Origin of the sequence: Pseudomonas sp. RG1 (assembly GCF_025910115.1) — a bacterium.
GTDB lineage: Bacteria > Pseudomonadota > Gammaproteobacteria > Pseudomonadales > Pseudomonadaceae > Aquipseudomonas > Aquipseudomonas atacamensis.
Window position 1 is genome coordinate 181,824 of the sequence record NZ_JAPCIK010000001.1, and the last position, 21,690, is coordinate 203,513.

At 60.6% G+C, this 21,690-nt stretch carries 17 protein-coding genes; 9 read left to right on the forward strand and 8 right to left on the reverse strand.

Annotated features, from left to right (window positions below; translation table 11 throughout):
• The first annotated feature begins 49 nt into the window (after positions 1-49).
• Together OK411_RS00850 and OK411_RS00855 are read left to right on the forward strand one after the other, a co-directional pair.
• The gene (locus tag OK411_RS00850) at positions 50-868 is read left to right on the forward strand and encodes an ABC transporter substrate-binding protein (RefSeq protein WP_016772458.1); all 819 of its coding nucleotides are present in this window, start codon (positions 50-52) and stop codon (positions 866-868) included.
• Positions 865-1,701 (forward strand): amino acid ABC transporter permease, encoded by an 837-nt coding sequence (locus OK411_RS00855; RefSeq protein ID WP_016772457.1) that lies wholly within the window; start codon positions 865-867, stop codon positions 1,699-1,701. The genes OK411_RS00850 and OK411_RS00855 overlap by 4 nt, the downstream gene beginning before the upstream one ends.
• A gap of 15 nt (positions 1,702-1,716) precedes the next feature.
• Here OK411_RS00855 and OK411_RS00860 read toward each other — a convergent pair whose 3' ends face one another.
• Positions 1,717-2,016: a helix-turn-helix domain-containing protein gene (locus OK411_RS00860; RefSeq protein WP_123441881.1), complete on the reverse strand. Its 300-nt coding sequence runs from the start codon at positions 2,014-2,016 to the stop codon at positions 1,717-1,719.
• A gap of 331 nt (positions 2,017-2,347) precedes the next feature.
• Here OK411_RS00860 and OK411_RS00865 point away from each other — a divergent pair, with 331 nt between their 5' ends.
• Entirely contained in the window at positions 2,348-4,585 is a 2,238-nt protein-coding gene (locus OK411_RS00865) for an autotransporter domain-containing protein (RefSeq protein WP_264364277.1), read from the forward strand.
• 210 nt (positions 4,586-4,795) lie between these two features.
• On the opposite strand, the gene oadA is transcribed toward OK411_RS00865, so the two are convergent.
• Positions 4,796-6,604 carry a sodium-extruding oxaloacetate decarboxylase subunit alpha gene (gene oadA / locus OK411_RS00870; RefSeq protein WP_122612789.1) on the reverse strand — a complete coding sequence of 603 codons (1,809 nt, stop codon included), beginning with the start codon at positions 6,602-6,604 and terminating at the stop codon, positions 4,796-4,798.
• A 101-nt stretch (positions 6,605-6,705) separates the two neighbouring features.
• Complete coding sequence (locus tag OK411_RS00875; protein ID WP_024014853.1) at positions 6,706-8,121, reverse strand: acetyl-CoA carboxylase biotin carboxylase subunit; 1,416 nt, start codon at positions 8,119-8,121, stop codon at positions 6,706-6,708.
• A gap of 190 nt (positions 8,122-8,311) precedes the next feature.
• Between OK411_RS00875 and OK411_RS00880 the strand changes: the two genes are divergently transcribed.
• Complete coding sequence (locus OK411_RS00880) at positions 8,312-9,274, forward strand: LysR family transcriptional regulator (protein WP_122612790.1); 963 nt, start codon at positions 8,312-8,314, stop codon at positions 9,272-9,274.
• Here OK411_RS00880 and OK411_RS00885 read toward each other — a convergent pair.
• The 3 genes from OK411_RS00885 to OK411_RS00895 form a co-directional block, all read right to left on the reverse strand.
• Complete coding sequence (locus tag OK411_RS00885; RefSeq protein ID WP_081932351.1) at positions 9,216-9,419, reverse strand: PA3496 family putative envelope integrity protein; 204 nt, start codon at positions 9,417-9,419, stop codon at positions 9,216-9,218. The two genes, OK411_RS00880 and OK411_RS00885, sit on opposite strands and share 59 nt — an antisense overlap.
• A 233-nt stretch (positions 9,420-9,652) precedes the next feature.
• Positions 9,653-10,519 (reverse strand): transcriptional regulator HexR, encoded by an 867-nt coding sequence (hexR, locus tag OK411_RS00890; RefSeq protein WP_007962240.1) that lies wholly within the window; start codon positions 10,517-10,519, stop codon positions 9,653-9,655.
• A 127-nt stretch (positions 10,520-10,646) separates the two neighbouring features.
• The gene (locus OK411_RS00895) at positions 10,647-13,520 is read right to left on the reverse strand and encodes a GGDEF domain-containing phosphodiesterase (RefSeq protein ID WP_136493217.1); all 2,874 of its coding nucleotides are present in this window, start codon (positions 13,518-13,520) and stop codon (positions 10,647-10,649) included.
• Positions 13,521-13,776: 256 nt separating this feature from the next.
• Between OK411_RS00895 and uvrD the strand changes: the two genes are divergently transcribed.
• The 3 genes from uvrD to OK411_RS00910 all read left to right on the forward strand — a co-directional run bounded on the left by uvrD (position 13,777) and on the right by OK411_RS00910 (position 17,619).
• Entirely contained in the window at positions 13,777-15,960 is a 2,184-nt protein-coding gene (gene uvrD / locus OK411_RS00900) for a DNA helicase II (RefSeq protein WP_264364278.1), read from the forward strand.
• A 239-nt stretch (positions 15,961-16,199) separates the two neighbouring features.
• On the forward strand, positions 16,200-17,075 hold the full coding sequence (locus tag OK411_RS00905; RefSeq protein ID WP_016772449.1) for a Tim44 domain-containing protein: 876 nt from the start codon (positions 16,200-16,202) through the stop codon (positions 17,073-17,075).
• Positions 17,076-17,211: 136 nt separating this feature from the next.
• Entirely contained in the window at positions 17,212-17,619 is a 408-nt protein-coding gene (locus OK411_RS00910; RefSeq protein ID WP_007954245.1) for an SMI1/KNR4 family protein, read from the forward strand.
• A 21-nt stretch (positions 17,620-17,640) separates the two neighbouring features.
• Here the strand turns inward: OK411_RS00910 and OK411_RS00915 are convergent, their stop codons facing one another.
• Positions 17,641-19,404: a cation:proton antiporter gene (locus OK411_RS00915; protein WP_110599748.1), complete on the reverse strand. Its 1,764-nt coding sequence runs from the start codon at positions 19,402-19,404 to the stop codon at positions 17,641-17,643.
• A 278-nt stretch (positions 19,405-19,682) separates the two neighbouring features.
• Here OK411_RS00915 and OK411_RS00920 point away from each other — a divergent pair, with 278 nt between their 5' ends.
• Complete coding sequence (locus tag OK411_RS00920) at positions 19,683-20,165, forward strand: acyl-CoA thioesterase (protein WP_016772447.1); 483 nt, start codon at positions 19,683-19,685, stop codon at positions 20,163-20,165.
• Positions 20,166-20,281: 116 nt separating this feature from the next.
• Here the strand turns inward: OK411_RS00920 and pdxY are convergent, their stop codons facing one another.
• The gene (gene pdxY / locus OK411_RS00925; protein WP_264364279.1) at positions 20,282-21,154 is read right to left on the reverse strand and encodes a pyridoxal kinase PdxY; all 873 of its coding nucleotides are present in this window, start codon (positions 21,152-21,154) and stop codon (positions 20,282-20,284) included.
• A 117-nt stretch (positions 21,155-21,271) separates the two neighbouring features.
• Between pdxY and OK411_RS00930 the strand changes: the two genes are divergently transcribed.
• Positions 21,272-21,685 (forward strand): DUF3301 domain-containing protein, encoded by a 414-nt coding sequence (locus tag OK411_RS00930; RefSeq protein ID WP_038861179.1) that lies wholly within the window; start codon positions 21,272-21,274, stop codon positions 21,683-21,685.
• Positions 21,686-21,690 lie beyond the last annotated feature (5 nt).

Genomic DNA, 21,690 nt, shown 5'->3' on the forward strand with positions numbered 1-21,690 from the left:
TACGCACCACTCAGTTAATAACAACCTCTTTTTTCAACAGGAAGCGACTGTGAAACTCCAACCGCTATTGGCCCTGGGCCTGACCATTCTGGCCTCCACCCAAGCCTTCGGCGGCGCGACGCTGGACCGCGTCGAACAGAAAAAAGAGCTGGTCGGCGTGCTCATGGAAAGCTATCCGCCCTTCTCGTTTCTCAATGAGCAGAATCAACTCGACGGTTTCGATGTCGACGTTGCCAAAGCGGTGGCGGACAAGCTTGGCGTCAAACTGCGTCTGGAAACGCCGTCCTGGGACGTGATCGCCGCCGGCCGCTGGAGCGGGCGCTACGACATCTGCATCTGCTCGATGACCCCGAGCAAGGCCCGCGCCGAGGTGTTCGACTTCCCGGTCGAGTACTACGCCTCGCCAGCGGTGATCGTGGTCAACGCCAAGGACGATCGCATCCACAGCGCCAAGGACCTGAGCGGCAAAAAGGTCGGCCTGACCAGCGCCTCCAGCTACGAAAGTTATCTGAACAAGAACCTGGTCATCGAAGGCGCCGAGGATACGCAGTTGCAGTATCCGTTCGAGGATGTGCAGATCGCTCCGTACGACACCGACAACGTCGCCTTCCAGGATCTGGGCCTGGGCGCCGGCGTGCGCCTGGATGCGATCCTCACCAATCTGGTCACCGCACAGCCGCGCCTGAACCAGGACCAGCGCTTCAAACTGGCCGGCGAACCGCTCTACTCGGAACCCAACTCGGTAGCCATCGAAAAGGGTGACCCGCAGTGGGACGCCAAGGTGCGCGAGGTGTTCGCACAACTGAAACAGGACGGCACCCTGAGCAAGCTGTCGCAGAAATGGATCGGCGCCGATATCAGCCAATGACTTCCTTTCCGACCCCGCCCCAGCCACCGCAACCGGTGGCTGAAACACGCCTGCAAAAGCTCTTTGGTTTCCGAACGCGCCTGTACCTGACGTGGGCGGCGCTGTTCTGCCTGTTTGCCGGATTCTTCCTCAGCTTCGACCTGAAGTTCGCGATCATCCTCGACAAGCTGCCCAACCTCGTTGGCCTGAAGCTGGCGCCGAACGGCTTCCTGCAAGGCGCAGCGCTGACGCTGTTTCTCTGCGCATGCTCGATCATCGCCTCGTCGCTGCTCGGTTTCATCACCGCGCTGGCGCGCCTGTCGAACAGCGCCGTCGCATTTGGCATCGCCAGTTTCTACACCTCGTTCTTTCGCGGCACGCCACTGCTGATCCAGATCCTGCTGATCTACCTCGGCTTGCCGCAACTGGGCATCGTCCCCGGCGCCATCGTCGCCGGCATCATTGCCCTGTCGCTGAATTACGGCGCCTACCTGAGCGAAATCTTCCGCGCCGGCATCCTCGGCGTCGATCACGGCCAACGCGAAGCATCCCTGGCGCTTGGCCTGCGCGAAAGCGTGATCTTCTGGCGCATCACCCTGCCCCAGGCCATGCGCACAATCATTCCGCCGACCACCAACCAGTTCATCTCGATGCTCAAGGACTCGTCGCTGATCTCGGTGATGGGTGTCTGGGAAGTGATGTTCCTCGCCCAGTCCTACGGGCGCTCAAGCTATCGCTACATCGAAATGCTCACCACGGCGGCGATCATCTACTGGCTGATGTCGATCGGGCTGGAGCTGATTCAGGCACGGATGGAGCGGCATTACGGCAAGGCGTATGTGCGGCGTGGCTGAACAGCCGCGAAGGTATCAAGCGTTGTCCCGGCGTATTCGCACAACGCCCATTTTCATGCCGAATGGGCGGAACACCGCGTTAAGGGACTTCAGGGTCTGATTGCCTTCGCCATGTTCGATATGCACCAGCGTGCGCACTGAAATCTTGCACATCTTCGCGAACTGGGACTGATGCAGACCGGTGACTTCGACCCGTAAACGGCGCACGGCGTCACCGATTTCCAGAGTGCCTTCGGCCAGTGATTCCTTGATGCTGTCGATAAGCGCCATGCGATCAAGGACAGTAAGGCCCCGTGCAGATTTGAGTTTACTCATGACGCGGCAGATTCGTTTTGTGAAAGGCGCAATTTAATGCAGCGTGATGACAGTTTTGGTAATTAAACTGCAACAAAATGCAGACGGGAGCCGCTGGGGCTTCAATCGACGCAAAACAATGCAGATGGACCCCCGACGTATGTCGCTGTGACCCATATAGGCTGTAGGAAAACGAACCGCCGCCACCGCGCAAAAGCCTTGTTTGCGAAATCCCGCGAGGATTTTCGACAGAACGATCCGACGTCGCCTGCACAGCATCAGGAACCGACCGACATCGTTTTTTGCAACGCAGCAATAGAGTTGAGCCTTTCATACAAGGAGGTTGAACTCGATGCCTGCCCTACACAAATACCGTCCCCATCACCTCGCTTTGGCGATCGCGCTGACGATCGGATCTGCCGAGGCGTCCATCGAACAGCTGCCCGACGTCCAGGTTTCTGCGCAGATCAGCGAAGACAAAACCGCCAAGCCTCGAAAGAAGAAAACACCCACACCGAAAGTGGATCCTGATGACTTGTTTGCGATCAAGGAATTCATCGGCCCGCTGGAGCACACTTCTCCGTCGCCCACTCAGGCCTCTGACGCGCCTTCGGTCGATGCCGTACGCGCGACGGTTGCGATCGAGGATTTCAGTCCGGCCTTTTATGAAAGGCTGGAGTTTCCAGAGTTCGTAGTGGTGGAAACCGGCGATGAGGAATTCGATCTTGTCGACCCGTTTGAACGCGACATGTTGGCGATCACGACGCAGCGCTCTTTTGTCTCGAGCCCGCTCGAGAATATCGGCGGCGTATCCCTGCAACTGGGCGATGGAGATGACTTGCTGGTGATCAATAAGGGCGCCCGTTGGGACGGTCGCCTGGACGGTGGCAAAGGTGCGAACGGGTTGCTGTTCAATGCCGTAGAAGGCGGCGAGATCGGTGAGACGCGCAATTTCTCAGCCATGCGTATCGCACGTGGACAGTGGACCCTGCGTCACGCTTTCGAGGGTGATGCTGACGTCAAAGCCGACGCCGTGCTGCTCAACTACGCATCGATCAATGGTGTCGATGTCGACCCGGGAGCGGTTTTTGGCGGTTATGGACACGTGACGGGGCTATATGTCGCAGGAACCCTGCTTGCCAGCCAGCAACACGGCTCTCCCAATATCAAAGGCAATCTGACGCTCCATGAGGACGCTGTGTTTTCTTACGCCGTATCTGCCGACCGCGGCTCAGATCCCGTGCATGTTCAGGGCACCGCGAGCCTGGGAGGTGCGCGTGTCGAGATTTATGGCGTACCGGGCGACTACGCTCGTACCAATGAGTATCGGCTGTTGTCTGCAAACGTCATTGATGGCGAGTTCGGTGAGGTCACCACCAATCTGGCCTACATGACACCAACGCTCTCCTATGAGCCAAACGCGGTGAACCTGCACTACGTGCGCAACGATGTAGGGTTCGAACAACTGGCCCGAACACGCAGTGCTCGTTCGATTGCGCAGAGCTTGGATAATCGAGGGGCTTCCACTCAAGCTTTCGATATCGGCACCAACAGGGCCGTCGCCGCACTGCTGACCAGCGATAAAACCACCGCGCCCATCGCCCTCGATCAACTTGCCGCAGGCAGCAATGCCAACCTCGCCAAAGCCACGCTGAGCAGTATCACGCCGGTCAGTGCGAGCATGCTTTCGGCGATGCGGCAGCTGGACAATCATTCCGCCTCGACCTACGGCTCGCGCAGTTCACCGCGTCAGGCCGCAGGCAGCGAAGACTCCGGGCGGGTGTGGATTCAGGCGTTGGGCCTCGGCGGCAAGGTTGATCGCGACGCTGACGGTATCCTCCAACATGCCACGCAAGGGCTGGTCGTGGGCGCTGACTGGCGACTCGACGAGCACTGGCATGTCGGCCTGATTGGCGGCAAATCGCAGACGAAATTCGATGCCCGCCAGTACGACGGCGATCTCGACAGCTGGCACCTCGGCGCCTACGCCATGCGTCAGGATGGCCCGCTGTCACTGCGCCTCGGTGCGACCTACGCCAGCCATGACGGCAGCAGCACACGGCGGGTCGCGTTCAAGGGTTTCAGCGATCGTCTCAAGGGCAACTACGACGCCCATACTCAACAGGCATTCGCCGAAGTCGGGTTCAATCTGGGCCGGGATAGCGTCACCCTCGAGCCCTACGCCAGCCTCGGCTATCAGCGTTATCAGCGCGACAGCTACAACGAAAAGGGCGGCGACGCGGCGCTGAAAGTCTTCGGTCAGACTCGCGACAACTTCAGCAGCACCTTTGGCCTGCGGCTTGCGCAGATCAATACGCTGGATAACGGCATGCATTTGACCCCGCGCTTGAGCGCAGGCTGGAAACATACCTTCGGCGAGGTCGACAGCGACACCGGCCAGCAACTGCGCAAGGGCGGCAAGCGCTTTGAAGTGACCGGGGCGGCACTGGATCGGAACAGCCTCGCGGTGGATGCGGGCCTCGACCTTGGTCTTTCGGCGGCGCACACACTGGGCGTGGGCTTAACGGGTGAGCTGGGTAATGACAGCCGATCGTATGGCGTGGCGGGTCAATGGCGCATGGCGTTCTGATGGATCAAGCACGCCTGCTGTGGGAGCGAGCCTGCTCGCGAAAGCGCTGGATCATACAAAGATGCTATTGGCTGACCTGGCGCATTCGCGAGCAGGCTCGCTCCCACATGTGATCCTTGGCAATGACCTGACAAGGTCGAAAATCACAGGCAAAAAAAAGGGGAGCACATGCTCCCCCGAGGTTTAAAGCGTTGGATCGCGACTGTTATCTCAGCCTTCGATCTCGATGAGGATTTCGCCCGGGTTGACCCGGTCGCCCTTGGCCACATGAATCGCGGTGACCTTGCCGGCAATGGCGGCCTGGACTTCGGTTTCCATCTTCATCGCTTCGGTGATCAGTACCGCCTGGCCAGCCTTGACGGTGTCGCCCTCCTTGACCAGCACATCGACGATGTTGCCCGGCATGGTGGTGCTGACATGGCCTGGTGCCGAGGCCTGTTTGCGTTTGCTGCTGCCGCCGCCAACGAATTCGTTGAGCGGCTCGAACACCACTTCTTCCGGCATGCCGTCGATGGACAGATAGAAGTGGCGCTTGCCTTCAGCCTTGACGCCGACACCGGTGATATCGACGCGATAGGTTTCGCCGTGGACGTCGATGACGAACTCGGTCGGCACGCCTTCGCCGCCCGCCGAAGCAACGGCGCCCGCTTCCGGGATTGGCAACAGCACTTCCGGCGTGAGGGTGCCGGCGGCACGCTCCTCGAGGAACTTGCGGCCGATGTCCGGGAACATGGCGAAGGTCAGTACGTCTTCTTCGGACTTGGCCAGTGCGCCGATATCGGCACGCAACTTGGTCATTTCCGGCTTGAGCAGATCGGCCGGGCGCACGTCGATGACGTCTTCGCTGCCGATCGCCTGACGGCGCAATTTTTCATTGACCACCCCCGGCGCCTTGCCGTAGCCGCCCTGCAGATACAGCTTCACTTCGTTGGTGATGGTCTTGTAGCGCTCGCCGGCCAGCACGTTGAAAAACGCCTGGGTGCCGACAATTTGCGAGGTTGGGGTCACCAGCGGCGGGAAGCCAAGGTCTTCACGCACGCGCGGGATTTCTGCGAGCACTTCGCCCATGCGGTTCAGAGCGCCCTGCTCTTTCAACTGGTTGGCGAGGTTGGAGATCATCCCGCCCGGCACCTGGTTGACCTGCACACGGGTGTCGACGGCGGTGAATTCGCTTTCGAACTGGTGGTACTTCTTGCGCACGGCATAGAAGTACAGGCCGATTTCCTGGAGCAGCTCCAGATTCAGGCCGGTGTCGTACTCGGTGCCTTTGAGCGCGGCGACCATTGATTCGGTGCCCGGGTGGCTGGTGCCCGAGGCGAAGCTGGAGATCGCGGTGTCGATGTGGTCGGCACCGTTTTCGATCGCCTTGAGCTGGCACATGGCGGCCAGGCCGGCGGTGTCGTGGGAGTGGATGAACACCGGCAGCGACTGCTCGGCTTTCAACGCGCGCACCAGTTCACCGGTGGCGTATGGAGTCAGCAGACCGGCCATGTCCTTGATCGCCACCGAGTCGCAACCCATGGACTCCATTTGCTTGGCTTGGGTGACGAAAGCATCGATGGTGTGCACCGGACTGGTGGTATAGGCGATGGTGCCCTGTGCGTGTTTGCCGGCAGCCTTCACCGCTTCGATGGCCACGCGCAGGTTACGCACATCGTTCATCGCATCGAAAATGCGGAACACGTCGATGCCGTTCACCGCTGCTTTGGCGACGAAAGCTTTGACCACGTCGTCGCTGTAATGGCGATAGCCGAGCAGATTCTGCCCGCGCAGGAGCATTTGCAGACGGGTGTTGGGCAACGCCGCACGCAGTTGGCGCAGGCGCTCCCACGGGTCTTCCTTGAGAAAGCGCACACAGGCGTCGAACGTCGCGCCGCCCCAGCATTCCAGCGACCAGTAGCCGACCTTGTCGAGCTTGTCGCAGATCGGCAGCATGTCTTCGGTGCGCATGCGGGTGGCGAGCAGCGATTGGTGAGCGTCGCGCAGGATGGTGTCGGTAACGAAGATCTTCTTAGTCATTGGTATCTCCTCATAGCGGCAAGCTTCAAGCTACGAGCTGCAAGAAAAAGCCAATCTGCTTTTACTTGCCGCTTGCAGCTGAAAGCTCGCAGCTGCTTCATTCATAGGCCTGCGTGGGCGGCGATGGCGGCGGCGATGGCCAGGGCCAGCTCTTCGGGTTTGCGCTTGATCGAGTAGTTGGTCAGTTCCGGGTGGCTTTCAACGAAGCTGGTGTTGAACTGGCCGCTACGGAACTCCGGGTTGCGCAGGATTTCCTGGTAGTAGGCGGCGGTGGTCTTCACGCCCTGCAGACGCATGTCATCAAGGGCACGCAAGCCACGGTCCATCGCCTCTTCCCAGGTCAGTGCCCAAACCACCAGTTTCAGGCACATCGAGTCGTAGAACGGTGGAATGGTATAACCGGTGTAAATCGCCGTGTCGGTGCGCACGCCCGGGCCGCCGGGGGCGTAGTAACGGGTGATCTTGCCGAAGCTTGGAAGGAAGTTGTTCTTCGGGTCTTCAGCGTTGATACGGAACTGCAACGCAAAGCCACGGTGCTGGATGTCTTCCTGCTTTACCGACAGTGGCAGGCCGGAAGCGATGCGAATCTGTTCGCGGACGATGTCGATGCCGGTGATTTCTTCGGTGATGGTGTGTTCCACCTGCACCCGCGTGTTCATTTCCATGAAGTACACCTCGCCCTCGGCGAGCAGGAACTCCACGGTGCCGGCGTTCTCGTAGCCCACAGCCTTGGCCGCACGGACCGACAGGTCGCCGATGTAGGCGCGCTGTTCCGGGGTCAGTTGCGGACTCGGCGCGATCTCGATCAGCTTCTGGTTGCGGCGCTGGATCGAGCAGTCACGCTCGAACAGATGCACGACGTTGCCGAAGCTGTCGCCAAGGATCTGCGCTTCGATGTGCTTGGGATTGACGATGCATTTTTCCAGGAACACTTCCGCCGAACCGAACGCCTTGGTGGCTTCGGAGATGACCCGGGGGAAGTTCTGTTCGAGTTCTTCGCGGCTGTTGCAGCGACGGATACCGCGACCGCCACCACCGGAGGTGGCCTTGAGCATTACCGGGTAACCGATGCGGTCGCCCTCAACCAAGGCTTCTTCGATGCCGGAGACGTTGCCCTCGGTGCCGGGCGTCACCGGTACGCCGGCCTTGATCATGCTGCGCCGCGCTTCGGTCTTGTCGCCCATGCGCCGGATGACTTCCGCCGACGGGCCGATGAATTTGATGCCGCGCTCAGCGCAGATTTCCGCCAGCTCGGCGTTTTCCGACAGGAAACCGTAGCCGGGGTGCAGCGCATCGCAGCCGGTTTCCACGGCGAGGTTCACCAGCTTGCGCGGGTTCAGGTAACCGGCCAGTGGCTCGGCACCGACGCTGTGGGCCTCGTCCGCACGCTTTACATGCAAGGCATGGCGATCGGCATCGGAGAAAATCGCAACCGAGCGAATGCCCATTTCGGCGCAGGCTCGTACGATGCGTACGGCAATCTCACCACGGTTGGCGATCAGGATCTTTTTTATCACTTGGAAATTCCCTTGAGCCGGTGGCACCACGACCTGCTGGAGCCAGGTCGACGCGTGACCAAATGTTTCAATTCAGTCGCAGGTCCACACTAGCGCTGCTGAGGGATTAACAAAAATGAATAAAAATTGGGTCAGGCATAAGTAAACACTTATAGTCTGAACATCCGTGTGCCGTGAGAGCCTGAATAAAATGCGTAAGTCATTGATGCGTATGACATTGCGTCAGTTGCAGATCTTCAATGAGGTGTGTGATTTACGCTCCTACAGCCGCGCCGCCGAGGAAATGTCCCTCACACAGCCGGCGGTGAGCCTACAGATTCGTCAGCTTGAAGAGCTGATCGGTCAGCCGCTGTTCGACTATGTCGGCAAAAAACTCTACATGACCGAGGCGGCGGAAGCGCTCCAACGTGCCAGTCGCGACATTTTCGGGCGGCTGGAAAACCTCGATATGCAACTGTCGGACATGCAGGGTTCGCTGCAGGGTCAGCTGAAACTGGCAGTGGAATCGAGCGCGAAATATTTCGTGCCGCATTTGTTTGCTGCGTTCAAGCGCCAGCATCCGGAAGTCAATTTGCAGCTGACTGTGGTCAACCGTGGCCAGGTCATCCGCCGCCTCTCGGACAACCGCGATGATCTGGTGATCATGTCGATGGTGCCGCAGGACATGGGCCTGGAATTTCTGCCGTTTCTCAACAATCCGATTGTCGCCGTGGCGCGCCCGGATCACCCGCTGGCGCACATGGGCCCGCTGCGCTTGCAGGATCTGGAGCCGTATACGCTGCTGATCCGCGAGCCGGGCTCGGGCACGCGTCTGGCCTGCGAAGAATATTTCAAGGAAAAGCGCGTGCATTTCACCCAGACCCAGGAAGTAGCGTCCGCCGAAGCCCAGCGCGAATGCGTGGTGGCGGGTCTGGGCCTGGCGCTGTTGACGCGCCACGCCCTGAACCTGGAGCTGGCGACCGGCGGCCTGGTCGAGCTGCCGGTCGAGGAGTTGCCGCTGCTGCGCAGCTGGTGTCTGGTGCAGGCCAAAGCCAAGCGGCTGTCACCGGTGGCGCACGCCTTCCTGGCGTTTATCCGCAGCGAGCGGGCGCAGATTATTGCGTTGGTTGAGCGTTTCGACGGGAAGCTGCGGGCGTCGCCTGCCAGTGCGTGATCTCGGGAAAATCGCCGATCTCAGCCTGAAGCTGGCGAAGTTCGAAGCGATCTTCGATTGCGCGGCGGAATTCCATGCGGCGCTGATCTTCCTGCTGACGACGGGTTTTCGCGGCGCTGTTGCGTTCTTCGTAGGGCTGAGCCATTTCGAGTCTCCCAGGGCGAGTACGGGAGTTTCACGATAGGCGTGGGGGATGACGATTTGGCTGCGCGGGGATGACAATGTGATGAAATGTGCGCAGGGATATGCTGTTGTTGAAGACGCTTTCGCGAGCAGGCTCGCTCCCACATTTGATCCCGTTATGACCCAGAGTTTGTGTTCTCAGGAGGTCCCCTGTGGGAGCGAGCCTGCTCGCGAACAGGGTCGGAACGACCTTGCTCAGTCATCCAGCGCTTTCACGGCTTTTGGAGACAAACGCAAACTGCGCAGACTGCGCTTCACGCTCTTGAGGTGATTGACCAGGCTCGGCCCGCGCGCCATGGCTACGCCCATCGCCAGCACGTCGATCACCACCAGGTGGGCGATTCGCGAGGTCAGCGGCGTATAGATCTCGGTGTCTTCGTGCACATCGATCGCCAGATTGACGGTCGACAGTTCGGCCAACGGCGTCTGGCTCGGGCACAGGGTGATCAACGACGCCCCGCTTTCGCGAACGAGGTTAGCGGTGATCAGCAAATCCTTGGAGCGCCCCGACTGGGAAATACAGATCGCCACATCGGTAGGCTTCAGCGTCACAGCCGACATCGCCTGCATATGCGGATCGGAATACGCCGCCGCGGTCAGCAGCAAACGGAAGAACTTGTGCTGTGCATCCGCGGCCACCGCACCGGAAGCACCGAAGCCGTAGAACTCGACACGCTGCGCCTGGGACATCAGCGTCACCGCGCGCTGCAGCTCCACCGGATCGAGCTTCTCGCGCACTTCCATCAAGGTGTGCAGCGTGGTGTCAAAAATCTTCAGGCTGTAGTCGGCGACGGAGTCGTCTTCGTGGATCGCGAACTGGCCGAAGCTGGCGCCGGCGGCCAGGCTTTGCGCCAGTTTCAGTTTGAGATCCTGAAAGCCGGAACAACCGATCGCGCGGCAGAAACGCACGATGGTCGGCTCGCTGATGCCGACACTGTGAGCCAGGTCGGCCATGGAACTGTGCATCACTGCCGCAGGGTCAAGCAGCACGTGGTCGGCGACCTTGAGCTCCGACTTGCGTAACAGGTGACGTGACTGGGCGATGTGTTGCAGCAGATTCAAGGGGCTGGACTCTTCTTGTGGGCAAGGATGTAGCAAGCTTGTAGTTATACTACATGAATGGGCATTTTGCCTGCTCAATGCGTAACTCAATGTCCCGGCATCAGGCACGCTGAGGAGCATGTAGCCCTTACTGCGGGTTTTTCTGATCACGCAAAAGCCCGGCCAGACAAGCAGCGTCTACCGGCCGGCTGATCAGATAACCCTGCACCTCGTCGCAGTGTTCGGCGCGCAGAAATGCCAGCTGATCCTCACGCTCGACGCCCTCGGCCACGACTTTCAGGGCCAGTCCGTGGGCCATGGCGATGATCGCGCGAGTGATCGCTGCGTCCGCACTGCCCTCGCTCAGGCCGCGAATGAACGCCTGATCGATCTTCACGTAATCCACCGGAATGCGCTTGAGGTAACTCAACGACGAATACCCGGTACCGAAATCATCGATCGCCAGTTTCACTCCCAGATCGCGCAGTTGCTGGAACGTCGCAATGATGTGTTCGACGCTGTCGAGCAAATGACTTTCGGTCAGCTCCAGCTCGAGGCAGTGCGGCGCCAGCCCGGTTTCTTCCAGCACCTGCCGGACCAGACTGACCAGTTTGCCCTGACGCAACTGATGCACCGACAGGTTCACCGACACGCGGATCGGCGCCAGGCCCTGGCGCTGCCATTCGCACGCTTGCCAGCACGCCTGACGCAAAACGAATTCGCCGATCGGCCCGATCAGACCGGTCTCTTCGGCCAGGCCAATGAAGTCCGCCGGCGGCACTTGGCCCATGCTCGGATGATCCCAGCGCACCAGCGCTTCAGCGGCATTCATGCGGCCGGTTTGCAGGCACAGTTTCGGTTGGTAGAACACCGTCAGTTGCTGTTCTTCAATAGCTCTGCGCAGGTGGTTTTCCAGCTGCAAACGCTCGAGTGTGCTGGCTTGCAGACTGTCGGTGAAGAACTGGAAATTGTTGCCGCCCAGATGTTTGGCATGCTGCATGGCCATGTTCGACTGGCTGACCAGCGCCGAGATCTCACGCGCGTTGTCCGGCAACAGGCTGATGCCCATCGAAGCGCTGACCACCAGTTCATGCCCGTCAACGCTCAGCGGCAAACGCAGCTTGGCCGACAACCGCGTCGCGACCCGTGCGAGGCTCGACAGATTGCCGTAGGCATCGAACAGCACGGCAAATTCGTCACCGGACAGGCGCGCAATGGTGTCGGCTTCCGGCAAGGCATTGACCAGCCGCCGGGCCATCTTCTGCAGGAGCTGATCGGCGACTTCATGGCCGAGGCTGTCATTGAGCAATTTGAAACGATCGAGATTGATGTGCAGCAACGCCAGACTGCGGCGCCCGCCCTGGCGCACCCGCTGATGGGCTTCGTGCAGGCGTTCGCGGAACAGTGAACGGTTGGCCAGGCCGGTGAGCTCGTCGTAATGGGTCAGATAGCGCAGGCGTTCTTCCGAGGCCCGCCGCGCCGAGAGATCGGCGAAGAAGCCGACGATGTGGCTGACATTGCCACGGCTATCACGCACGGCATTGAGTTGCAGCCACTGCGGATACAGCTCGCCGTTCTTGCGGGTTTCCACGAGTTCGCCCTGCCAACTGCCGTACTGCTCCAGCGCATGACGGATCGCCACGTAGTGACGACGGGCATCGCGGCTGCACGGCAACTCGACGACGTTGCGCCCGAGCATGTCGTCTATCTCGTAACCGGTAACCCGGCTGAAAGCCTGGTTGATCGCGATCAGCGCGTATTCCGGGTCAAGAATCACGATGCCTTCGCTGGCCGCTTCGAACACCGTGGCCGCCAGCCGTTGCTGCTCTTCGAGGCTTTTGCTGGCGCTGATATCGCGACGGGTGCCGACCATACGGATCACCCGGCCGTTGGCGCTGCGCTCTACGGCGCGGCCACGGTCCTCGATCCACACCCAATGGCCGTCGCCATGGCGCAGGCGATATTCGACCTGATAATCCTCGGTGCGCCCCTTCAAATGCTCGACCAGGGCGAACTTGAGTGACGGCACATCTTCAGGATGCAGTCGTGGCTTGAGGTCGCGCAGCAGCGCGGTGACGTATTCCGGGGCGAGGCCGAACAGTTCCTGAATCTGTGTGTGATGGACCTCGTCGGTCTGCAGGTTCCAGTCCCACAATCCGAGCTCACTGGCCTTGAGCGCCAGCGCCAGGCGCGCTTCGCTTTTGCTCAGGGCCTGATTGGCGGCATCCAGTTCGCGGCTGCGCTGGGCCACGCGATCTTCGAGATCTATCTGCGCTTCACGCAACTGCGCCTCGGCACAGCGGCGCTGTTCGATCTCTTTGCCCAGCTCCTGATTGAGTTGTTCGCTGCGCGTCTGCGCTTGCTGCAAATGCTCGATCAGGTGCTGATTCTGGAAACGCCGAAGCAATCCACGGTCGATCAGCCGATTGACCTGCCACGCCACCACGCTCAACGAACCGAGCAGGATCAGACCCAGCCAGCCCCAGCCCCGGGCCTGATCGTCGCCGCCCCAGAACAGATAGCCGATCGCTGGCAGCAGGCACGGCAAGGTAAACGAGAGGAACGCCGGCAGGCTCACCGCGTAGGCGACACTGGCGGACAGCGTTGCCGCGCCGATCAGGCCGAACACCCAGGCTTGCTGCATGAAGTTGTCAGCGGGTACCAGAGCGATGCCGGCTCCGGCCAGCGTCAGGCCGGTCATGGTCGAACCGAGCAGGAACATGCGGAACCAGATCGGCTGGGCCTGACGATCAGGAATCGCCGAATCGAATGCGGCTACCTGAATCACCCGCAGCGCGACCAGCGACAGCAGCCACACCAGCCAGACGCTGACCACGAAGTAGCGCTGCGGGCTCCAGAGCAAAGCGGCGCAGACCAGACCATTGATCAACATGAACAGCGTGGGTAACAACGAGCCCTGATACAGCAGACGCGTGCGCTCCACCGCCATTTCGACGGCATAGTGCTTGCGGATCACCCGGGGGTCCACGGAGGGCCCCGACAGTTCGGCGCTGAGGATCATGGGCAACGTTCTTGTTCTTATAGGAGGGCGTGCGCCCGAAACGTGCACGGAGCATACACAAGCCGATCCCGATGCCAAACTGCTGCGGATCACAATTGCAGGGAAATTTTCCGCCGCTTGCGCACCGCTGCAACCCCTCAGGCGAGACGGGCCGAAGCCTGCAGCCAGTGACCGACCGGTCGTCATCGGCAGCACTTTCATCGGCTAATGCAACGCACGGTTTGCCCGGGCCTGCGGCGCACCCTAGAATGCCCCGATGCGCGATGATCTCTCCCTTCTGCTGAACTCCCTCAACGATGCCCAACGCCAGGCCGTAGCAGCCCCCGTTGGCCGTCAGTTGGTCCTGGCCGGCGCCGGTTCCGGTAAAACCCGAGTGCTGGTGCACCGTATCGCCTGGTTGATCCAGGTCGAAAACGCCTCGCCTCACTCCATCCTGTCGGTGACCTTCACCAACAAGGCCGCTGCCGAGATGCGCCATCGCATCGAGCAGTTGCTGGGCATCAACCCGGCCGGCATGTGGGTCGGCACCTTCCACGGCCTCGCGCACCGCTTGCTGCGGGCGCACTGGCAGGAAGCGGGCCTGAGCCAGACCTTCCAGATTCTCGACAGCGATGACCAGCAACGGCTGGTCAAGCGGGTGATCCGCGAGCTCGGTCTGGACGAGCAACGCTGGCCGGCGCGTCAGGCGCAGTGGTTCATCAACGGCCAGAAAGACGAAGGTCTACGGCCGCAACACATTCAGGCCAGCGGCGACCTGTTCCTGGCCACCATGCGCGGCATCTACGAAGCCTACGAGTCGGCGTGCCTGCGGGCTGGCGTGATCGATTTCTCCGAACTGCTGCTGCGCGCGCTCGATCTGTGGCGCGATCACCCGGGCCTGCTGGCGCACTACCAAAAGCGCTTCCGGCATATTCTGGTCGACGAGTTCCAGGACACCAACGCCGTGCAGTACGCCTGGTTGCGCCTGCTCGGCAAGGGCGGCGACAGCCTGATGGTGGTCGGCGACGACGACCAATCGATTTACGGCTGGCGCGGGGCGAAGATCGAGAACATCCATCAGTACTCTTCCGACTTCCCGGACTCCGAGACGATTCGTCTGGAACAGAATTACCGCTCCACCGCCGGCATCCTCAAAGCCGCCAACGCGCTGATCGCCAACAACACCGGGCGTCTCGGTAAAGAGCTGTGGACCGACGGTGGCGACGGCGAAGCGATCAATCTGTACGCCGCGTTCAACGAGCATGACGAAGCGCGCTACGTGGTAGAAACCATCGAAAGCGCGCTGAAAACCGGTCTGGCCCGTAGCGATATCGCCATTCTGTACCGCTCCAACGCCCAGTCGCGGGTGCTTGAAGAAGCCCTGCTGCGCGAGCGCATCCCGTACCGCATCTATGGCGGTCAGCGCTTCTTCGAACGCGCGGAAATCAAGAACGCCATGGCCTACCTGCGTTTGCTTGAGGGTCGCGGCAACGACGCGGCGTTGGAGCGGGTGATCAACGTGCCGGCGCGGGGCATCGGCGAGAAAACCGTCGAAGCGATCCGCGAGCATGCGCGGCACAGCGATGTGTCGATGTGGGAAGCGATGCGCCTACTGGTGGCCAACAAAGGTCTGACCGGTCGCGCCGCGAGTGCGCTCGGTGCGTTCATCGAACTGATCGAGAACCTCGCTGAAAAGTGCGCCGAGATGCCGCTGCACCTGATGACGCAAACCGTCATCGAGCAGTCCGGCCTCATCGCTTATCACGAAGCGGAAAAAGGCGAAAAAGGCCAGGCCCGGGTGGAAAACCTTGAGGAACTGGTCAGCGCCGCACGCAACTTCGAGAACACCGAAGAAGACGAAGAACTGACGCCACTGGCGGCGTTCCTCGGCCACGCTTCGCTGGAGGCCGGCGACACTCAGGCCGACGAGCACGAAGACAGCGTTCAGCTGATGACCCTGCACAGCGCCAAAGGCCTGGAATTCCCTTACGTGTTCCTGGTGGGCATGGAAGAAGGCCTGTTCCCACACAAGATGAGCCTGGAGGAACCGGGGCGTCTTGAAGAGGAACGGCGTCTGGCTTACGTCGGTATCACCCGGGCGATGCAGAATCTGGTCATGACCTACGCGGAAACCCGGCGCCTGTACGGCAGCGAAACCTATAACAAGGTCTCGCGTTTCGTCCGCGAAGTGCCCAAAGGCCTGATCCAGGAAGTGCGCCTGTCCAATAGCGTCAGCCGACCGTTTGGCGGCAACCAGTCGATGAGCGGCAGCAGCCTGTTCAGCGGCAGCGAGATTCCGGAAACCGGTTTTGTGCTCGGTCAGGCCGTACGTCACTCGATCTTCGGCGAAGGGGTGATCCTCAACTTCGAAGGTTCCGGCGCCCAGGCCCGGGTGCAGGTGAACTTCAGCGAAGGCAGCAAGTGGCTGATGCTCGGCTATGCCAAGCTGGAAGCGATCTAACCACCGGCACTGAAGCCATGTGGGAGCGAGCCTGCTCGCTCCCACAGGTTATGCGGCGCAAGTGCATCAATCCCTCTGAACCTATCGCCTTTTCCTACAGACAAAAGTACATCGGCTGATTGCCTCGCCAAGCTGAACGCAACCTGTCAGGCAAAAGCCCGAAACACTCTCTCGCTAGCCAGTAACACTTCAGCTGTGCAACATGGCGCGCGTGTCTCCACAAAACGGGAATACCCTTTATGAAACGTTTTCTTAGCATCGCCATGGCGTTGTGCATCGGCCTGACGATGAGCCTCGACGCCAACGCCAAGCGCTTTGGTGGTGGCAAAAGCGCCGGCGCTGCGCCGACGCACCAGACCAGCCAGATGGCTCCTTCTTCTCCAGGCGTGGGCGGCGCAGCAGCGACCGCTGGCGCTGCCGGTGCTGCTGGCGCCGCAGCCAAGGCCGGCGGTGCGTCGCGCTGGCTCGGCCCGCTGGCGGGCATCGCCGCCGGTGGCCTGCTCGCGTCGATGTTCATGGGCGACGGCTTCCAGGGCATGCAGATCTTCGACATCCTGATCATGGCCCTGATCGCGTTCGTGATCTTCCGCTTCATCGCCGCCCGTCGTCGCAAGCAGCAGGAGCAATTCGCTCCGGCCGGCGCGCCGATGCAGCGTGAAGTGTTCGAGCAGAAGCCTGCCGCCATGGGTTCGATCTTCGGTGGTTCGGCTGCTCCGGCTGCCGCCCGTCCAGTGATCAACGCACCGGCCTGGTTCAACGAAGAGCGCTTCCTTGAAGCTGCGCGCAGCCACTTCCAGTCGCTGCAGCAGCACTGGGACGCCAACGAAATGGACAAGATCGCCGAGTTCGTGACCCCGCAAATGCTTGAGTTCCTCAAGCGTGAGCGTGCGGATCTGGGCGACGGCTTCCAGTCGACCTACATCGACAACCTGCAGGTGCAGCTGGACGGCGTCGACGATCGTGCCGACAAGACCATCGCCACCCTGACCTTCACCGGCGTGTCGAAAACCTCGCGTTTCGACCAGGGCGAAGTGTTCAGCGAAAGCTGGAACATGGAACGTCCGCAGGGCGACAACCAGCCTTGGCTGGTCGCCGGTATCCGCCAGAACGGCTGATCCCTGCTGCGCTTCACTTGCGGTAACAGAACCCCGGCCTCGGCCGGGGTTTTTCATTTCACGGTTGCATCTATGGCGAGCTACTGTATAAACCGGCCCATATAAACCGCGCCATTCAAGCAAGAGGATCCCGGACGTGGAAGAAATCATCGAACAACTGCGCGAAGCCAACGAACCCGTGCCGGTTCCATTGGAATTGCCAGACGAAGACCAATTGGTGGAGATCGAAGAAGAACTCTTCATCAACATTCCGTTCGTCTTTAAAGAGTTTTTGCTGACCGTCAGCGACGTGGTCTATGGCAGCCTCGAGCCGGTGACCGTCACCGACCCGCAATCGCACACCTATCTGCCGGACGTTGCCGCCAATGCCTGGGACGCCGGCGTGCCGCGCGACCTGATCCCGATCTGCCAGGACGGCGACGACTACTACTGCGTTGAAGAAGACGGCACCGTGGTGCTGTGGTCCGGCGAAGAAGAGCTGATCACCGAAGAATCATGGGAATCGGTGTGGCACTGGGCGCGGGACGTCTGGCTGGAAAGCTGATCCGCCACACGCCCCGGCAGGTCAATGCCCCGACGACTCCTTGTGGTTGTCGAGGGTTTCCAGCAAGGCCACCTGCATGCGCGTATGCACGCGGATGAACCAGCGCCAGAGCAGCGCCGCTACGGCGGCCGCGACGACGGCGATCAGCACCAGCAGCTTGTTGGTCGGCAGGATACTGGCCGACAAGGCTGCCAACAGCAGGAAAATCACCAGCAGCGAGAGAATCGGGATCACTTCGGCGATCACCCGGCGCACTCGCTGCGTGTGACGCCCGGCCATCTCCGGCTTGACGCCCATTTCCGCCAGCAGCATCGACAGCGCCTTGAGCTTGCGGTAAGCGGCAATCAGGAACGGTAGCGAGACCAGCAACGCACCGCCCCAAATGAGAGCCTTCTGCCAGCTCGGATCGCTAATCCAGTCCTGCAGCCACAACGACATGCGCTCGGCGAAGTATGCGCCGGCAAAGAAGATCGCAATCACCAGCGCCAGATTGACCCCGACCTGCAACAGGATCCGCCGGATCATCGACGCCAGCAGCGCACCCTCGCCCTGCGGTTGAATACTGCGCAACCATTCGCCATACATGCCGAGCACCCGCCCGAGCCGCTTGGGCACAGCGGCCGAGAGCTTGATCGACAGCGGGTCCGCCGCACGGATCAGATACGGCGTCAGCAGCGTGGTGATCACCGACACGGCCACAGCGACCGGATAGAGGAAGTTGCTGGTGACCTGCAAGGTCATGCCCAGCGCGGCGATGATGAAGGAAAATTCGCCAATCTGTGACAGACCCATGCCGACTCGCAGCGAGGTCCGTCCGTCATTGCCGGCGATAAACGCACCGAGGCCGCAGGACAGCATCTTCCCGAGCACTACGGCGACGGTGATCACCGCAATCGGCCAGGCGTATTCGATGAGAATCAGCGGATCGAGCATCAGCCCGATGGCGACGAAAAAGATTGCGCTGAACAGATCGCGAACCGGCTCGACCAGCCGTTCGATTTTCAGCAATTGCCGCGACTCGGCCATGATCGCGCCGATCAGGAAAGCGCCGAGCACCATGCTGTATTCAAGCTTGACCACCAGCAGGCAGAAGCCGAAACACAGGCCGAGTACGGTGATCAGCAGCATCTCGTTGCTTTCGAATTTCGCCACATAAGCCAGCAGACGCGGTACCAACAGAATGCCGATGACCAGCGCGACGATCATGAACAGCGACAGCTTGCCGACCGTGGAGAAGACTTCGCCCGAGCTCACCGTGCCGCTGACGGCGATACTCGACAGCAGCGCAATGATGCCGATGCCAAGGATGTCCTCGACAATCAGCACACCGAAGATCAACTGCGCAAAGCGCTCGTTCTTCATCTTCAGGTCATTCAGCGCTTTGACGATGATGGTGGTGGAGGAGATCGCCAGAATCGCGCCGAGGAACAACGAATCCATGGTGTTCCAGTCGAACCAGCGGCCGATTTCGTAGCCGATCCAGATCATCAGGATGATTTCGAGAAACGCGGCAATGAACGCCGTTGCCCCAACCTTGAACAACTTGCGCAGGCTGAACTCCAGACCAAGGCAGAACATCAGGAAGATCACCCCGAGTTCGGCCAGGGTCTTGATGGTTTCTTCGTCGTGAATCAGGCCGAACGGCGGCGTATGCGGGCCGATGATGAAGCCGGCGACGATGTAGCCGAGCACCACCGGTTGCTTGAAACGATGAAACAGCACGGTTACCACGCCCGCGACCAGCATGATCACTGCCAGATCCTGAATGAAACTGATGGCATGCATGGCGTGGGCTCCTTGATGACGAGGCGCGCGGACAGACGTCAGACGTTCTGCGCGAGCAGGGTAAAAATCCGCTTTTAATGTAGGAATTGCCCTTGGGCAGGGCTTTTGCAGGTTAACACCGCGACTTCGCTCTGGAAGCCGGTGCAATATATGGAAACAGATCGCTACCGGCGTGACGGCGGCCCGCCGCGCGGCGTCCCGATAACGGTGCTTTTTGAAAAGCCACCAGGTGCCCGCAGAGGCGCTTCCTGCAATCAGCCTTGATCCGTGAGAACGTTATGGAACCCGGAAACGCCCAGCTGTCGATGACGGTACTGATGACCCCCGACATGGCCAATTTCTCTGGCAATGTCCACGGCGGCACCCTGCTCAAATACCTCGACGAAGTGGCCTACGCCTGCGCCAGCCGTTATGCCGGGCGCTACGTGGTGACCCTGTCGGTGGATCAGGTGATTTTCCGCGAGCCGATTCATGTCGGCGAACTGGTGACGTTCCTCGCCTCGGTCAACTACACCGGCAACACGTCGATGGAAGTTGGCATCAAAGTGGTCACCGAAAATATCCGCGAACGCTCGGTGCGCCACACCAACAGCTGCTTCTTCACCATGGTCGCGGTGGATGATCAGCGCAAACCGGCCGCCGTGCCGCCGTTGCAACCGCAGAACAGCGAAGACAAACGCCGCTTCATGCAGGCGCAGCAGCGCCGACAGATTCGTCAGGAACTGGAGAAGCGTTATCAGGAGATCAAGGGCGACGCCTGAGATTTTTAGCGCTCTGAACAACGCTTTCGCGAGCAAGCTCGCTCCCACACTGGCTCTGTGGCGTACACAAACCAAATGTGGGAGCGAGCTTGCTCGCGAATGGGGGCAACGCGGTCTTACAGACTGATCGCTGTAGCCTCGAACTTCACCCGCGGATGCGCAATCCGATCCTGCGCCCGCACCAGTTGCAGCTCGTAACTGGCGCACGCCTGGGTTTCCAGCAACACCTCATGCACTGCCGCTGCGGTGAATTCGAACGCTGCCAGCAGGCTGTCGCCCAGCAACACCCGCGCCAGGAGCAGACCAGAGGTCAGATCGCCGACGCCCACTGGCTGACGTGGAAACGCAAGCAACGGACGGCGCAGATGCCAGCTGCCCTCGGCGGTCACCAACAGCATTTCGAAGCCATCCGCCGGTTTGCCCGGATAGTCCAGATGCTTGACCAGTACCGCTTTCGGCCCGCGCGCCAGCAGTGCTCGTGCCATCGCCAGGCAATCGAACAACGACTGCGGCTTGCGCCCGGAAAAACTGTCCAGCTCCAATTGGTTCGGGCACATGATGTCCGCCACGGCCGCAGCTTCATCGAGGAGGAAATCGCTGACCTCGGTGGGCACGCTGCAACCCTTTTCCGGATGACCCATGACCGGATCACACAGGTACAGCATCTTCGGATTGACCGCTTTGATCCGCGCCACACCGCTGAGAATCGCCCGTCCCTGCGCGGCGCTGCCGAGGTAGCCGGAGAGCACCGCGTCGCAGTTGCCCAGCTCGCCAATTGCGGCGATGCCTTCGATCAGCTCGGGAATCTGCTGCGGCGCCAGCACTTCACCGGCCCACTGCCCATACTGGGTGTGGTTGGAGAACTGCACGGTGTTGAGCGGCCAGACATTGACCCCGACGCGCTGCATCGGAAAAACCGCAGCGCTGTTGCCGGCGTGGCCAAACACCACGTGGGACTGGATGGCGAGCAGATGAGGCGTACGTTTCATTCGGGTCATTCCGTAAAACGATTGAAATTCAAGCCGCGCAGTATGCGACGAAACACAGCCTGTACGACAGACCGGCGAGACAGTTAAGCTGACGCCATCATTTGGAGTTCGATGTCGATGCTGACCCTGGAAAACATCTTCGTGCTGATGCTGTTCGCCGCCGCTGGTGCCTGGCTATGGCACAACCACGGCTTGCGCGAGCGCGCGCTGGAGCGGGTCAAGCAGCATTGCACCAATGTTGGCGTTGAACTGCTGGACGGTAACGTCGCGCTGAAAAAAATCGGTCTGATCAGGGATGCCAACGGTCGCCGGCGACTGGCGCGGGTCTATAACTTCGAGTTCACCGTGACCGGCGAAAGCCGCCACAACGGCACCGTCACCCAGTTCGGCGCGCACAGTGCGCAGATTGAACTGGCACCCTACCCGGCGCCGTTCGACGATACGCCGCCGGTGGTCGAAGTCCACAAGCCTCGGGCGGAAGTCATCGAGCTGAGCCAGTGGCGCCAGGAACATACCAAGTGGAAGCCTTGAGCTGA